Origin of the sequence: Saccharopolyspora antimicrobica (genome assembly GCF_003635025.1) — a bacterium.
GTDB classification, from domain to species: domain Bacteria; phylum Actinomycetota; class Actinomycetes; order Mycobacteriales; family Pseudonocardiaceae; genus Saccharopolyspora; species Saccharopolyspora antimicrobica.
Genome location: NZ_RBXX01000002.1, coordinates 611,925 through 626,718 on the forward strand (window position 1 = coordinate 611,925; position 14,794 = coordinate 626,718).

A 14,794-nucleotide genomic window follows, 5' to 3' on the forward strand; every position below is an offset into this window, starting at 1 on the left:
CGCCATCGCGGAGGATGGTGGGGTGCCTCCATCACAATCGGTTACCGCGCAAGCAGCCAGCAAGGACACCGTCGTGGAGTCGAGCCTTCCCGATCAGGTCCAGCGGGAGCTGACCGAATTCCTGCGGGCCCGCCGCACCGAGGCCGCCGAGCTCGATCCGGCGTTCGGCGCCGCGGTGGCCGAGCTGGCCGACTTCGTGCTCAGCGGCGGCAAGCGCATCCGCCCGACGTTCGCCTGGTGGGGCTGGCGCGCCGCCGGTGGCAGCGACGAGGGCCCGGCCGCGATCGCGATGCTGCGGGCGGCCAGCGCCCTGGAGCTGCTGCAGGCCTGCGCACTGGTGCACGACGACCTCATCGACGAGTCCGACACCAGGCGCGGCAACCCGACCGTGCACCGCAAGTTCGAGCAGGTCCACCAGGAGTCCGGCTTCGCCGGGGACGACCGCCAGTTCGGCATGGCGGGTGCCGTGCTGCTGGGCGACCTGGCGCTGTCCTGGGCCGACGACATGCTGCACAGCGCGGGGATCCCGCCTGCCGCGCTGAACCGGGCGCTGCGGCCGTGGCGCGCGATGCGCACGGAGGTGCTCGCCGGGCAGTACCTGGACGTGCTCGGCCAGGTCCGCGGCGACGAGTCCCCGCAGGCCGCGCTGCGGATCTGCCAGCTCAAGGCCGCGTCCTACACGGTGCAGCGCCCGCTGGAGGTGGGCGCCGAGATCGCCGGGGCGAGCCCGGCGGCGCTGGAGGCGTTGCGCCGGTTCGGTTCCGACATCGGTGTCGCCTTCCAGCTGCGCGACGACCTCCTCGGCGTCTTCGGCGACCCCGAGGTGACCGGCAAGCCCGCGGGCGACGACCTGCGCGAGGGCAAGCGGACGCTGCTGATCGCCGAAGCCGCGGCCACCGCGCTCAAGCAGGGCGACCAGGAGGCCCTGGACCTGCTGCACGGCGTTCTCGGCGACCCCGACCTGGACGAGCAGCGCGTCGAGCAGGCGCGGCAGCTGCTCACCCGGCTCGGCGCGGTGGCCGCGGTGGAGAAGCAGATCACCGACCTGACCGGGTCGGCGCTGCTCGCGCTGCACGGCGCCGACCTGGCCGAACCGGCCGCGTCGCGGCTCGCCGAGCTGGCCGTCGCCGTCACCGACCGCACCCGCTGATGCGCACCACCACCGGTCGCAGCGACCACGTCCTGGTCCTCGGTGCCGGCCTCGCCGGGCTCACCACCGCGCTGCACCTGGCCGGGGCCGGCCGGCAGGTGACGGTGGTGGAGCGCGCGCCGCTGCCCGGCGGCCGCGCCGGGCTGCACCGGCTGGACGGCTACCGCATCGACACCGGCCCGACCGTGCTGACCATGCCGGAGCTGGTAGACGAAGCGCTGCACGCGGTCGGCAGCTCGCTGGCCGAACGGCTCGACCTGGTTCCGCTGCACCCGGCCTACCAGGCGCGCTTCGCCGACGGCTCGGTGCTGGACGTGCACACCGACGCCGAAGCCATGGAGCAGGAGGTGCGCCGCTTCGCCGGACCCGCGGAGGCGGCCGGGTACCGGCGGCTGCGGGGCTGGCTGACCGAGGTGTACCGGGCGGAGATGCACCGGTTCATCGACGCCAACTTCGACTCCCCGCTGGACCTGGTGTCACCGGAGCTCGCCCGGCTGACCGCGCTGGGCGGTTTCGGGCGCCTGGGACCGGCCATCGGACGTTTCCTCGGCGACGAGCGGTTGCGCCGGGTGTTCTCGTTCCAGGCGCTCTACGCGGGCCTCGACCCGCGTCGCGCACTCGCCCTGTACGCGGTCATCTCGTACATGGACACCGTCAACGGCGTGTGGTTCCCGCGCGGCGGGATGCACGCGGTGCCCCAGGCGCTCGCCGACGCGGCAGCCGAGGCAGGCGTCGCGTTCCGCTACGACACCGAGGTCACCGACCTGGAGCGCCGGGGCGACCGGATCGTCGCAGCGCGCACGGTTGCCGGTGAGCGGATCAGCGCCGACGCGTTCGTGTTCACCCCGGACCTGCCGGTGGTGCACCGCTTGCTCGGGCACCGGCCGAGGCGGCGGCTGCGCTGGTCGCCGTCGGCCGTGGTGCTGCACGCGGGAACCACGCGCAACTGGTCCGACGCGCACCACACCATCTCCTTCGGCGCGGCCTGGGACCGGACGTTCACCGAGATCATCCGCGACGGCACCCTGATGAGCGATCCGTCGCTGCTGGTCACGCGGCCGACGACGACCGATCCGTCGCTGGCACCGGAAGGCCGCGACCTGCACTACGTGCTGGCGCCGTGCCCGAACCTGGCCACCGCGCGATTCGACTGGGACCGCATCGGCCCCGCCTACCGCGACGAGCTGCTGCGCACCTTGGAGCGGCGCGGATTCACCGATTTCGGCGCCTCGATCGAGGTGCAGGAGCTGGTGACGCCCGCCGACTGGGCCGCCCAGGGCCATGCCGCCGGGACACCGTTCTCCGCCGCGCACACCTTCCCGCAGACCGGCCCGTTCCGGCCGCGCAACCTGGTCCACGGCCTGGACAACGTCGTGCTCGCCGGATCCGGGACCACGCCGGGCGTCGGCGTGCCCCCGGTCCTCATCTCCGGGAAGCTAGCGGCTCAGCGCATCACCGGGTCGTGAGCGCGCTGCTGCGCGCCCACAACCGCATTTTCCCGGTCTTGAAACGCCGAAGGCGTTCGGCCCACCCTCGCAGCTTGCACCGCCGCGGGTTCTCAGCGTTCGCCTGGCGAGGACGGCCCGGCTGCCATGTATTGGCCACACATAAAGCCGGGCACCCGCAGTCCAGGCGGGCGCTGCAACTCCCGCAGGGGGGCCGCCACCCGCACCGCCACGCAGAACGAGCTCGTCAGACAGGCTTGTCAGAAACCCATCGCCTGGGCGCGGCGCTTTACCTCGCGGCCGCGGTCGCCGCGCAGGGCGTCGATCGGAGTTCCCGGCAGCGTGTCGTCCGGGGTGAACAGCCAGCGCAGGATCTCGTCCTCGTGGTAGCCGGAGTCCCGGAGCAGGGTGATCGTGCCAGGCAGGCCCTTCACTATCTCGTTGCCGGTCAGGAACGCGTCGGGAACGCCGAGCACGGCGTCGCGACGCAGGGCCAGCAGATGTCCATCACGAATCAGTTGGTGCACCCGGGTCACGGACCGCCCGAGCCGTTCGGCGACGGCCTCCAGCGGAACGACCTCCACATCGGGAGCGAGCACATCCGGGGCAGCTGGGATCGCACTCACGCTGCATACCTTGCCACATCGGACCGACCGACGCCGAGCACCGGCGTCCCGGAGATCCCCGCGCCGCGCGTCCGGCGCCGTCCTACGATCAAGATCATGACCGATCCCACCACCTGGCCCCGGCGTGTCGTCCGCACCTGCCACAATCGTGGTCGGAACGGTTAACCGGCGGTTGGCGGACGATGACTTCTGAGACACGGCGAGGACGCGGCGCGAGCCTCGTCGGAGCCATGCTCGAACGCCGGTACCGGGTCGACGCGCTGCTCGCCCGCGGTGGCATGTCCACCGTCTACCGGGGCCTGGACACCCGCCTGGACCGGCCGGTGGCGATCAAGGTCATGGACGCGCAGTACTCCGGCGACCGGTCGTTCGTGGAGCGCTTCGAGCGCGAGGCACGGGCCGCGGCCAAGCTGCACAACCCCGACATCGTGGCCGTCTACGACCAGGGCGTGGACCACGGCACCGGTGAGGAGCACGTCTTCCTGGTGATGCAGCTGGTCGAGGGCTGCACGCTGCGCGACCTGATCATGGACCGGGGCCCGTTGCCGCTGGCCACGGCGCTGAGCGTGATCGAGCCGGTGCTCTCCGCTCTGGAAGCCGCGCACCGGGCCGAGATGGTGCACCGCGACGTCAAGCCGGAGAACGTGCTGATCGGCACCGACGGCTCGGTCAAGGTCGCCGACTTCGGGCTGGTCCGCGCGGCCGCCGAGGCGGGCACGACCAGCGGCAGCGTCATCCTCGGCACCGTCGCCTACCTCTCCCCCGAGCAGGTCACCACCGGTGCCGCCGACGCGCGCACCGACGTCTACGCCGCCGGGATCGTGCTCTACGAGATGCTCACCGGCCGGCCGCCCTACGTCGGCGACACCGCGCTCTCGGTGGCCTACCGGCACGTGAACGACGACGTGCCGCCGCCGGTCGAGCAGGTTCCCGACCTCCCGCCTGCCATCAACGACCTGGTGGTGCGCGCCACCCGCCGCGATCCGGCGCAGCGCCCGCAGAGCGCCGAGGCGTTCCTCGCCGAGGTGCAGCAGGCGCGGGCCGAGCTCGGCATCTCGCTGGCCCCGGCGCCGGTGCCGGAGTCCGCCGAGAGCACCACCCTGATGCCCAAGATCACCGACGACGATCCGCCGACGGCGCAGATCCCGGTCGTCCAGAACGCGCCGCCGCCGGTGCAGCCGCAGCGCACCCGGGCGATGCTGCGCCCGGCCACCGGTGACGACTACACGCAGGAGATGGCGCCGGTCCCGGCGGCCGGACCCGCTCCGCAGCGCGGGCGCGGGCGCGGGCGCCGGACCGTCGCGGTGTGGACCGCGATCGTCCTGGTGCTCGCCGCCCTCGTCGGCGGAGCCGCGTTCTGGCTCGGCCTGGGCAGCTACGTCGACGTGCCCAAGCTCGTCGGCGAGCAGGAGGCGGCGGCGCAGGAAGCGCTCGCCGCCGTCGACCTGAGCGGCAACGTGACCAGGGAGAACGACAACAACGTGCCGGAAGGCGTGGTGATCAGCTCGAACCCCCGCGAGGGTTCGCAGGTGCGCACCGGCAGCACCGTCGACCTGGTGGTGTCGCTGGGCAAGCCCAAGGTGCCGGAGATCACCGAGGGCATGCCGCTGGCCGAGGCCGAGAGCCTCATCCGCAACGCGAAGCTGCAGCCGAAGCACGACGAGTCCGCCGACCAGTTCCACACCACCGTGCCGGAGGGCCGGGTCATCACCGTCGACCCGGCGCCGGGCACGCCGCTGAACATCAGCAGCCAGGTGTCGCTGATCGTCAGCAAGGGACCACCGCCGGTCCCGGTGCCCGACGTGCGCGGGATGAGCCGCGACGACGCCTTCGCCACTTTGAGCAACGCCGGATTCGAGCCCTACGAGCTGGGCAAGGAGTTCGACGCCGACGTGGCGGCCGACCACGTCATCAGCACCGATCCGGCGATCGGCGAAGAGGTCCGGCTGGTCGGCAGGCCGCGGATCGGGGTGCTGCTGTCGAACGCGGTGACGGTTCCCAGCTTCACCGGCGGAACCGTCGAGGAAGCGCAGCAGAAGGCGCAGGAGCTCGGGCTGGTCCTCAACGTCACCTCGATCTTCCCGCGGGACAACATGCGGGTCCTGACGCAGTACCCGTTCGCCGATTCGCGCGTCGAGCCGGGAAGCGAGATCCACATAACGGCGTTCTGATGTGATCCTGATCTCCATCGGGTTGCGTAACGTTTTCCCGATGTGGGATCTACCTGCGCCTACTCGGCCCCGGAATCCACCCGATCGGTGACCTAACGGCCGATCTTTCCTGGTCACAGGCGGCACGCGGAGCCGTTGTGGAAATATTGGGAGCACGATGCCCCCGAGCGTTTCCACCGAGTCGGCACCCGACTGGTCCGAGCGGACCAACAACACGACAGCCGACCAGGCCACCGGCGAACGGCGCGAGAGCCGTCCGCTGCCCTTGCGCACCATCGCACTGGGTGCGATCGGCTCCGTGCTGCTGCTGATCGGTTCCTTCGGCGCGGGCGGAACGCTCGTGCACGACCCGGTCCTCGGCACCGGCCCGCTGTCGGTGCTGCGCTACGGGCACGGCCGCGACGTCGCGGTCACCGTGGTCTACATCGGGTTCGCGCTGCTGGTGTGGGCGTGGGTGCGGCTCGGCCGCGGCGTGCTCGCCCACCTGGTGACCTCCCGCGGCGTGCTGTGGGCGACGGTCGCCTGGCTGCTGCCGATGCTCATCGCCCCGCCGCTGTTCACCCGCGACGTCTACAGCTACCTCGGTCAGGGACTGCTGGCGCTGCACGGCCTCGACCCCTACGGCGTCGGCCCGTCCACGCTCACCGGCCCGATCCCGGAGAACGTGCACCCGACCTGGCAGACCACGCCGGCGCCCTACGGGCCGCTGTTCATGGGCGTGGCCAAGGGCGTGATCCTGCTGGCCGGGCACGACGTCATCGCCAGCGTCATCGTGATGCGACTGGTGCTGCTGGGCGGCCTGGCGCTGCTGATCGGGGCGCTGCCCGGCCTGGTGCGCCACCTCGGCGGCCGGTTGCCGGTCGCGCTGTGGCTGGTCGCGACCAGCCCGATGACCGTGGTGCACCTGGTCGGCGGCCCGCACAACGACATGCTGATGATCGGGCTGCTGGCCGTCGGCACGCTGCTGGTGCTGGAGGGCCGCCACGTCAGCGGCATCGCGCTGGTCTCGGCGGCGATGGCGATCAAGGCCACCGCTGGGCTGGCGCTGCCGTTCCTGGTGTGGATCTGGGCGTCCCGGCTGACCGGCCCGCTGTGGCAGCGGTTCCTGCGCGCGGTGTTCCCCGCGGTCGGGGTGTTCGCGGTGGTCTTCGGGGCGTGCACGCTGCTGGCCAAGGTCGGGTTCGGCTGGCTGTCCGCGCTGTCGGCGCCCGGCATGATCGTCAACTACCTGTCCGCGCCGACAGCCGTGGGCCAGGCGGTGCACAGCCTGGTCTCGCTGTTCGGCGAGACCAACATCTGGCCGTTCGTGGGCACCACCCGCACGCTCGGCTCGCTGCTGCTGGTGGCGATCCTGGTGTGGAACTGGTGGCAGGCCCGCGAAGGCGGCCCGGAGGCGATCCGCCGCGCGGCGATCGTCCTGTGCTTCGGCGCCTTCCTGTCGCCGGTCCTGCTGCCCTGGTACACGACCTGGGGCCTCGCGCTGGGCGCGGCCTTCGCCTGGACGCCGCGCGCCCTGTCCTACGTGGTCGGAGCCTCGATCGCGCTGGTGCTGGCGTACTACCCGGACGGCGAGCAGGCGATGTACAACTGGCCGTTCGTTGCGGTGGGCATCGGCGCGGCCGTGCTCGGCGCGCTGTCCCTGGTCCGCTACGACCCGCTGGGGCTCAGTCCCGCCTTCGGGAGCCTGTCCCGGACGCAGTCCGCAACGCGCCGATAGCCGCTTCGACCGCCGTCACCCCGGCCAGGTCCCGGTGGTGCACGAGGAACAGGGTGCGGTCCTGCTCCGGCGTCGCGGCCGCCACGTGGACCCGGGGATCCTGGAACGCGGTCAGGGCGAGTTGCGGCAGCAGCGCGACCCCCAGCCCAGCCGCCACCAACGCCTGGGTGACCACGTAGTCGTCGGTGCCGTGGTGGATGTCCGGATCGAAACCGGCTGACCTGCACACATCGACGAGATTCGCGGTGCACGACTCGCACCCGCCGATCCACCGCTCGTCGTGCAGCTCCGCCAGCTCCACCACCGCGGCCCGGTGCGGGCTGTCGGCGGGCAGGACCACGCGGAGCTGTTCGGTCCCGAGCGCCAGCCACACCAGGTCCGGGTCCTGCTCCGGGGAACCGTGGGTGAAGACCATCGCCAGTTCCGCGCCGCCGGTGGACACCATCCGGATCGCCTCCGGCGGCTCGGCTTCGCGCAGCCGGACGGTCAGGCCGGATGCTCCGCGCGCAGCGCTGTGACCGCTGCCGGGACCAGGGTCGCCGAGGCGGACGGGAACGCGGCCAGCCGCAGCGTGCCTGCCCGCAACTCGACCAGCTCGGCCAAGTCCTCCTCCGCCGCGCGCAACCGGGCGGAGAGCGCCTCGGCGTGCCGCGCGAGCACCTGCCCGGCTTCGGTGAGCCGCACGCCGCGCGGGTGGCGCAGCACCAGGGCAGTGCCCGCCTGGCGTTCCAGCTGACGCAGGTGCTGGCTGACCGCGGGCTGGGTCCAACCGAGCGCCCGCGCCGCCGCGCCGAGCGAGCCCGCCCGCGCGATCTCCCGGAAGACCAACAACCGCTGCGCGTCCACGCCCCAAGTTTCCCTTGGGCCGGTGCCAAGCAAGACCGGGCTACCGCCGCCGGCGGCACCCGGAGAAGCTGTCGGCGAGGTCGTTCGGCGAAGCTCAGGAGGGCGCATGCGGACCATCGGGATGCTCGGCGGGATGAGCTGGGAATCCTCGGCCGAGTACTACCGGCTGATCAACGAGGGCAGCCGCGGTCGGCTCGGCGGGCACCGCACGGTGCCGACCGTGCTGTTCAGCGTCGACTTCGCCGAAGTCGCGGCCATGCAGGAAGCCGGGGCGTGGGGGCAGGCGGGCGAATTCCTCGCCGATGCCGCCCGACGGGTGCAGCAGGCCGGAGCCGAGCTGATCGTGTTGTGCACCAACACCATGCACCAGGTCGCCGACACCATCGAGAAGGCCGTCGACGTGCCGTTCGCGCACATCGTGGACGCCACTGCGCAGCGGATCGCGGCCGCCGGCCACCGGAAGGTCGGGCTGCTGGGCACCCGCTACACGATGGAGCTCGACTTCTACCGGGCCAGGATGCGCGACCTGCACGGCATCGAGGTCGTCGTGCCGGCCGAGCCCGACCGCAGCCTGGTGCACGACGTCATCTACCGGGAGCTGACCCGCAACCGCGTCGAGGACGGCTCACGCGCGCAGTACGTCCGGGTGATCCGGGAGCTGGCGGATCGCGGCGCTGAAGCGGTGGTGCTGGGCTGCACCGAGATCACCCTGCTGATCGGCCCGGAGGACAGCCCGCTGCCGCTGTTCGACTCCACCCGTCTGCACGTCGAGCACGTCCTCGACCTCGCCCTGAGCTGAAGGAGGGCCTGGAGCCGGCGACTCCAGGCCCTTCTCGCAGCGGTTCAGCCGCGGAGCATCTCCGCGACCAGGAACGCCAGCTCCAGCGACTGCTGGGTGTTCAGGCGCGGGTCGCAGGCCGTCTCGTAGCGGCCCGCGAGGTCGGCGTCGGAGATCTCCTGCGCGCCGCCCACGCACTCCGTGACGTCCTCACCGGTCAGCTCGATGTGGATGCCGCCGGGGTGGGTGCCGAGGCGGTGGTGCACCTCGAAGAAACCCTGCACCTCGTCCACGATGCGGTCGAAGTGGCGGGTCTTGTAGCCGGTGCTGGCCTCGTGGGTGTTGCCGTGCATCGGGTCGCACTGCCAGATCACCTGGTGACCGGACGCGGTGACCTTCTCCACGATGGCGGGCAGCACGTCGCGGACCTTGCCGTTGCCCATCCGGCTGATCAGGGTGAGCCGGCCCGGCTCGTTGTTCGGGTCCAGCCGCTCGACGTACTCCACGGCCTGCTCCGGCGTGGTGCCGGGGCCGATCTTGATGCCGATCGGGTTGGAGATCAGCTCGGCGAAGGCGACGTGCGCGCCGTCGAGCTGGCGGGTCCGCTCGCCCACCCACAGGAAGTGGCCGGACAGGTCGAACAGGCGCGGCTTGTCGCCGGTGGTGTCCAGCCGCAGCATGGCGCGCTCGTAGTCCATCACCAGCGCCTCGTGGCTGGCGTAGAACTGCACCGCGTGCAGGCTGGAGTCGTCGACGCCGCAGGCCGCCATGAAGCGCAGGCCGCGGTCGATCTCGGCGGCCACCGACTCGTAGCGCTCCCCGGCCGGGGAGTTGAGCACGAAGTCCTTGTTCCAGTCGTGCACCTTGGTCAGCGCGGCCATCCCGGCGCTGGTCAGCGCGCGGGAAAGGTTCATCGCGGCGCTGGCGTTGGCGTAGGCGCGGATCAGCCGCGACGGGTCGTGGCGCCGCGCGGCCTCGGTGGCGACCAGCGAGTTGATCATGTCGCCGCGGTAGGACGGCAGGCCCAGCGCGTCGGTGTCGCTGGAGCGCGGCTTGGCGTACTGCCCGGCGATGCGGCCGAGCTTGACCACCGGCATGCTCGCGCCGTAGGTCAGCACCACGGCCATCTGCAGCAAGGTGCGGATGTTGCCGCGGATGTGCGGCTCGGTGTTGTCCGCGAAGGTCTCCGCGCAGTCCCCGCCCTGGAGCAGGAAGGCCTCCCCCCGCGCGACCGCCGCGAGGTGCTGGCGCAGCTGGTCGACCTCGGAGGGCACGGTCACCGGAGGAACGCTCTCCAGCACCTTCCGGACGTTGTTCGCCTGCTCCTGGTCCGGCCACTTGGGCTGCTGGGCGGCCGGGCGGCTCAGGGCGTCGTCGAGCCGGGCGCGCATCTCGGGCGGCAGCGGCGGGAGTTCGGGCAGGTCATCCACGGGGACGTCGACGGTCCAGTTCACGCATCCAGAATAGGCGGTCCGCGCCAGTGCTTTTACTCCGGGAAGCCGGTCCCACCATGCGGAAGCCCAGCCGGGCTCGATTCAGTAGCCCCGCCAGGCGTGCGGCAGCGCGGCGCCGCGCCGTGGTGCGCGGTGGGCAAGATCGCGTGAACCCGCGCGATTCCGCTCCGAACACGCACTGTGCCCGCTAGGCTCCCGTCCGTTCAACACGCGGAAGGGGCAGCAGTGACGGGCGCGCGCTGGGAGCCGCAGCGAGAACAGCCGGAGCGCAAGTCGATGGCGCAGTGGTTGTGGCCGATCGGACTCATCGCGGACGTCGCCGCCGTGGCCACGCTGCTCAGCGGCTCGACGAAGGTCCTCGTCGTGGTTCTCGCAGCGGTGGCGCTGCTGCTCGGCACAACGCTTCTGGCGACGAGCTTCGGCAAGCCGGTTGGCTGGCGGGTGGTGGTGTCGGTCACCGGGATCGTGGCGGGTGCGGTCGTGATCGCCGTCGTCGCCACGCAAGCCCTGACGGTGCCGGTGAACGTCAACGCCGACGGGCAGCACCATCCGGTCGACACGCCCTCGACCGAACAGCCCGCCCCGCCGAGCTCAGCACCCGTGACTGCCTCGGCTCCGCCGACCGAATCCCCCGCCTCCGATCCCGCGGTCAAACGCCAGAGCGGCGACAAGCCCATCGTGCTGACCAGCCGCTACGGTCTGGATCTGGATTCCGACGCGCAATACTGGATCACCGAGAGCTCAGGAGATTCTTCCTCCTCGCAAGACCTCACGTACGACGGCTACTACTTGAACGCACCCTGGCACCTGGCAGCGGCCACGCCTGAGGCGACCTTCGAGGACTGCGTACGAGCGGGATACCGCAGCTACACCGATATGAACGCTCTCGAAGCCAACTCCGCGCTCTGCGTCAAAACATCCAGCGGAGCCTACGCCCGGGTCGTCATCACCGAGAAGAAGTCCTCGCAGCTGACGCTCGACGTCGTCGTCTGGAACAAGCCGAGCTAGTTCGCGGTCTCCTTCTCCCGCTGCCACTGCGCCTCGACCGCGTCGGCGTCGTAGCCGACCGGCTCCCAGCGCTTGGCCAGCAGCGCCACCAGGCCCATCAGCGGTGCGAGGGCGATCACCCAGAACACACCGCTGCCGAGCGCGGCGCTGAGCACCGGGAAGAAGAACAGCGCGAGCGTGGAGCCGACCCGCAGGGTGCCCTGGTTGAAGCCGATGCCGGTGCCGCGCATGGTCGTCGGGTAGCTCAGCGAGGCGAAGCTCATGAAGTGCGCGCCCGGCCCGGAGGCCTGGGCGAACATGAACGCGCCCAGCGCGAAGATCGCGAACAGCACGTAGGCGGTGGCCGAGGGCTTGCCGATGAGCGCCAGCACCACCAGCGACGTCAGCTGCACCGCGAAGCCCAGGAACGTCATCCTCCAGGCGCCGGCCTTGTTGGCCAGCCGGATGCCGAGGAATCCGCCGGTGACCGCGAAGACCAGGTTGAGCACCAGCGATGCGGTGATGGTGTTCAGCGCGCCCTGCGCCAGGATGCTGGCGATGATGATCGGCAGGCCGTAGGCGACCGCGTTGTAGCCGAAGGTCTGGGCCAGGCCGATGGCCAGCGCCTGGACGGTCCGGGCGCGGTAGCGGGGCTCGAAGAGCCGGGCGAAGTCGCGCAGGCCGCGGCGCTCGGCCTTCTGCTGCTCGGGCACCTCGGCGTCCGGGGCCACCACCGCGTTGACTCCGTAGGACTTGCGCAGGATCTCCGCGGCGCGCTCCAGATCGCCCTGGTTGGCCGCCCAGGACGGCGATTCGTTCATGTACTTGTTGCGCACCAGCAGGATCACGATGGCGGGCACCGCGCCGAAGCCGACGGTGAACCGCCACAGCAGGTCGTGGTGCTCGTCGGGCAGCGCGAAGTACAGCCCCATGATCACCAGGTAGCAGGCGCTGGTGGCCACGTACCAGGCAGGCGACCAGGCGGCGGTGCGCGATCCCTTGCTGCCCTTGCCCTTGAGCCGGGAGAACTCGGCCAGGAAGGCCATGGCCACCGGGATGTCCATGCCGACGCCGAAGCCCATGAGGAACCGGAAGAAGATCAGCACTTCCATGTTCGGCGCGAGCGCGCAGCCGAGCGCGGAGACGACGAAGAACAGCATGTCGGCCATGAACACCCGGTAGCGGCCGAGCCGGTCCACCAGGACGCCGCCGAGCCAGGCGCCGAAGATCGCGCCGACGCTGATGGAGGCGGTGACCGCGCCCGCACCGGCCGGGGACAGGCCGAACTGCTGCTTGATGTCGGTGATGCCGTAGGCCAGCGAGGTCAGGTCGTAGGCGTCGAGGAAGATGCCGCCGAGCGCCAGCAGCACGATCATCCTCGCGTGGCTGCCCCGGGCAGCACCGGAGTTGACCAGATCGGTGACGTCCCGAGCCGAGCGGATGAGCACCTGCTCCCCACCGGCCACCGGTTGCGTGGACACTGCTTCCCCTTCGCGTCGAAGAACCTGCGAGGCGAAGGGAGCGCACGGCGCGAGCACCCGTGCACGGCCCCGACGCCCGATCGCGAGGGGTTAGCCTAACTGGTGGAACAGGTGCGTCCACATGCTGGAACACCGCAGGACCTTGAGCCGTGCCCCGGAACCGATTCGCGCAATTTCAATTGAAATCAGAGGTCTGATTTCAATTGAAATTGCGCACCCACCCGGCGGGGTGGCCGGGGACGGCCCGGCCACGGGAAGGTCAGCCGAAGAGGACTTCGGCCTCCGCGTAGCGCTCCAGGGGGACCGTCTTGAGGCGGGCAGTCGCCTCGCTCAGCGGAACCCGGACGATGTCCGTGCCGCGGAGCGCGACCATCTTGCCGAAGTCGCCCTCGGTGATCGCGTCGATGGCGTGCAGGCCGAAGCGGGTCGCCAACACCCTGTCGTAGGCCGTCGGGGTGCCGCCGCGCTGCACGTGGCCGAGCACCACCGCGCGGGACTCCTTGCCGGTGCGCCTAGCGATCTCGTCGGCCAGCCAGGTGCCGACGCCGCCCAGCCGGACGTGCCCGAAGGCGTCGCGTTCGCCGGTGACCAGCAGTTCCTTGCCGCCCTCCGGCACCGCGCCCTCGGCGACCACGATGATCGGCGCGTACTGCCGCTCGAAGCGCTGCTCCACCCACTCGCAGACCCGCTCGACGCTGAACGGCTGCTCCGGCACCAGGATCACGTTGGCGCCGCCGGCCAGCCCGGAGTGCAGGGCGATCCAGCCCGCGTGGCGGCCCATCACCTCCACCACCAGCGCGCGGTGGTGCGATTCCGCCGTGGTGCGCAGCCGGTCGATGGCCTCGGTGGCGATGTGCACCGCCGTGTCGAAGCCGAAGGTGTAGTCGGTGGCGTCCAGGTCGTTGTCGATCGTCTTCGGCACCCCGACCACCGGCACCCCGTCGTGGGTGAGCTGCTCGGCGACGCCGAGGGTGTCCTCGCCGCCGATCGCGATCAGCGCGTCCACCCGGTGCTCGGCCAGGGTCGCCTTCAGCCTGGCGATGCCGTCGTCGATCTTGTACGGGTTGGTCCGCGAGGAGCCGAGGATGGTGCCACCGCGGCTGAGGATGTCCTCGACGCGGTCCAGGGTGAGCGGCGTGGTCAAGCCCTCCACCGGCCCCAGCCAGCCGCTGCGGAATCCCAGAATCTCGTGCTGGTGCACGGAAATCCCCTTGCGGGTCGCCGCCCGGAGCACCGCGTTGAGACCGGGGCAGTCGCCACCTCCGGTGAGCACTCCGACACGCATTCCAGCGGGCATGGTTCTCGCCGCCTCCTCAGTGAGCCAGTTGTGATCGAGGTCTCCCCCGAGCACAGCCTGACACGAACTGGATCGTTGCAGCAAGTAACCGCGTATTTACCATTCGAAGTCGTCGCCCGCCTGGGAACGGACGAACCGCCCAGAACCTGTCGGGGTAGCCGTCCGCGCCTCATAAGCGGGGCCAGCCGCTTGGAGTACGCACGCGGCTTCCACCCGCGGGTTCTGAGTGGTTTCGCCCCTCCGCCGTGTATCGGACTTACATCAGGAGGGGCACCCGCACCGCCACGCGGACCAGCCACCGACAAGCTTTCAGATCGCGAAGCCCCGCTTGCGGCGGACGTCCTCGATCACCTTCCAGCGCTCGAGGTTGTGCTTGGCGTCGGCGAGGGCGTCGTGGGCGTTGTCCGGGGCCGAAGGCAGCTTCGGCTTGCCGACGTCCTCCCAGCGCTGGCGCAGGTCCCGGGTGAACTTCGGGATCCGGGACGGCAGCATCGGCATCGGCCCCCACAGCTGGGCCAGCGCCACGTGGTCGTAGGCCGCGTACCAGGCCCACAGCTCGGGGTTCGAGCCGCGCGCGGTCATGAAGCTGTAGAGGTCTTCGCGGATCCGGGCGCGGGAGCGCCAGCACGGGTCGGCGGGCGGCGGCAGCTGCGGCAGCACGTGCTGCCGGACCCAGGCGCCGGCCCGCGACGCGTCGAACTCGGTGGACACCGCGTAGAACTCGCGGCCGGTCTCGTCGACCATCCCGATCGACACCAGCTCGATGGTCTGCCCGTCCTCGATGAACTCGCAGTCGTAGAAGAACCTCACCAGGGAAGCGTAGGTGCCGGTCCGCGACCGCT

General features: G+C 71.0%; 13 protein-coding genes. 6 read left to right on the top strand and 7 right to left on the bottom strand.

The features are described 5' to 3' along the window. Positions 1-73 precede the first annotated feature (73 nt). Both ATL45_RS03420 and crtI read left to right on the top strand, forming a co-directional pair. The gene (locus tag ATL45_RS03420) at positions 74-1,150 is read left to right on the top strand and encodes a polyprenyl synthetase family protein (RefSeq protein WP_093158819.1); all 1,077 of its coding nucleotides are present in this window, start codon (positions 74-76) and stop codon (positions 1,148-1,150) included. Then, entirely contained in the window at positions 1,150-2,616 is a 1,467-nt protein-coding gene (gene crtI / locus ATL45_RS03425) for a phytoene desaturase family protein (protein WP_093158821.1), read from the top strand. Before ATL45_RS03420 ends, crtI begins: the two co-directional genes overlap by 1 nt. A gap of 239 nt (positions 2,617-2,855) precedes the next feature. On the opposite strand, the gene ATL45_RS03430 is transcribed toward crtI, so the two are convergent. Continuing rightward, positions 2,856-3,221: an Rv2175c family DNA-binding protein gene (locus ATL45_RS03430; RefSeq protein ID WP_211841171.1), complete on the bottom strand. Its 366-nt coding sequence runs from the start codon at positions 3,219-3,221 to the stop codon at positions 2,856-2,858. A gap of 182 nt (positions 3,222-3,403) precedes the next feature. Here ATL45_RS03430 and pknB point away from each other — a divergent pair, with 182 nt between their 5' ends. Together pknB and mptB are read left to right on the top strand one after the other, a co-directional pair. Next, on the top strand, positions 3,404-5,392 hold the full coding sequence (gene pknB / locus ATL45_RS03435; RefSeq protein ID WP_246025145.1) for a Stk1 family PASTA domain-containing Ser/Thr kinase: 1,989 nt from the start codon (positions 3,404-3,406) through the stop codon (positions 5,390-5,392). Between the two features lie 157 nt (positions 5,393-5,549). After that, positions 5,550-7,109 carry a polyprenol phosphomannose-dependent alpha 1,6 mannosyltransferase MptB gene (mptB, locus tag ATL45_RS03440; protein ID WP_093158829.1) on the top strand — a complete coding sequence of 520 codons (1,560 nt, stop codon included), beginning with the start codon at positions 5,550-5,552 and terminating at the stop codon, positions 7,107-7,109. Here the strand turns inward: mptB and ATL45_RS39255 are convergent. Together ATL45_RS39255 and ATL45_RS39260 are read right to left on the bottom strand one after the other, a co-directional pair. Further along, the gene (locus tag ATL45_RS39255; protein WP_211841533.1) at positions 7,057-7,554 is read right to left on the bottom strand and encodes a LysR substrate-binding domain-containing protein; all 498 of its coding nucleotides are present in this window, start codon (positions 7,552-7,554) and stop codon (positions 7,057-7,059) included. The genes mptB and ATL45_RS39255 overlap by 53 nt on opposite strands. Before the next feature lie 41 nt (positions 7,555-7,595). Continuing rightward, positions 7,596-7,955, bottom strand: a complete 360-nt coding sequence (locus ATL45_RS39260; protein ID WP_211841172.1) for a LysR family transcriptional regulator — start codon at positions 7,953-7,955, stop codon at positions 7,596-7,598. A gap of 106 nt (positions 7,956-8,061) precedes the next feature. Here ATL45_RS39260 and ATL45_RS03450 point away from each other — a divergent pair, with 106 nt between their 5' ends. After that, on the top strand, positions 8,062-8,754 hold the full coding sequence (locus ATL45_RS03450) for an aspartate/glutamate racemase family protein (RefSeq protein WP_093158835.1): 693 nt from the start codon (positions 8,062-8,064) through the stop codon (positions 8,752-8,754). A 44-nt stretch (positions 8,755-8,798) separates the two neighbouring features. Here the strand turns inward: ATL45_RS03450 and ATL45_RS03455 are convergent, their stop codons facing one another. Beyond that, positions 8,799-10,187, bottom strand: coding sequence for a class II 3-deoxy-7-phosphoheptulonate synthase (locus ATL45_RS03455; protein ID WP_093158837.1), 1,389 nt, complete (start codon positions 10,185-10,187; stop codon positions 8,799-8,801). Between the two features lie 225 nt (positions 10,188-10,412). Between ATL45_RS03455 and ATL45_RS03460 the strand changes: the two genes are divergently transcribed. Beyond that, positions 10,413-11,195, top strand: coding sequence for a hypothetical protein (locus tag ATL45_RS03460; RefSeq protein WP_093158840.1), 783 nt, complete (start codon positions 10,413-10,415; stop codon positions 11,193-11,195). Here the strand turns inward: ATL45_RS03460 and ATL45_RS03465 are convergent. The 3 genes from ATL45_RS03465 to ATL45_RS03475 all read right to left on the bottom strand — a co-directional run bounded on the left by ATL45_RS03465 (position 11,192) and on the right by ATL45_RS03475 (position 14,762). Beyond that, positions 11,192-12,655: an MFS transporter gene (locus ATL45_RS03465; RefSeq protein ID WP_093158842.1), complete on the bottom strand. Its 1,464-nt coding sequence runs from the start codon at positions 12,653-12,655 to the stop codon at positions 11,192-11,194. The two genes, ATL45_RS03460 and ATL45_RS03465, sit on opposite strands and share 4 nt — an antisense overlap. Before the next feature lie 259 nt (positions 12,656-12,914). After that, positions 12,915-13,940, bottom strand: coding sequence for a 6-phosphofructokinase (locus tag ATL45_RS03470; RefSeq protein WP_093158845.1), 1,026 nt, complete (start codon positions 13,938-13,940; stop codon positions 12,915-12,917). A 321-nt stretch (positions 13,941-14,261) separates the two neighbouring features. After that, positions 14,262-14,762, bottom strand: a complete 501-nt coding sequence (locus ATL45_RS03475; RefSeq protein WP_093158847.1) for a polyadenylate-specific 3'-exoribonuclease AS — start codon at positions 14,760-14,762, stop codon at positions 14,262-14,264. Positions 14,763-14,794: the final 32 nt, after the last annotated feature.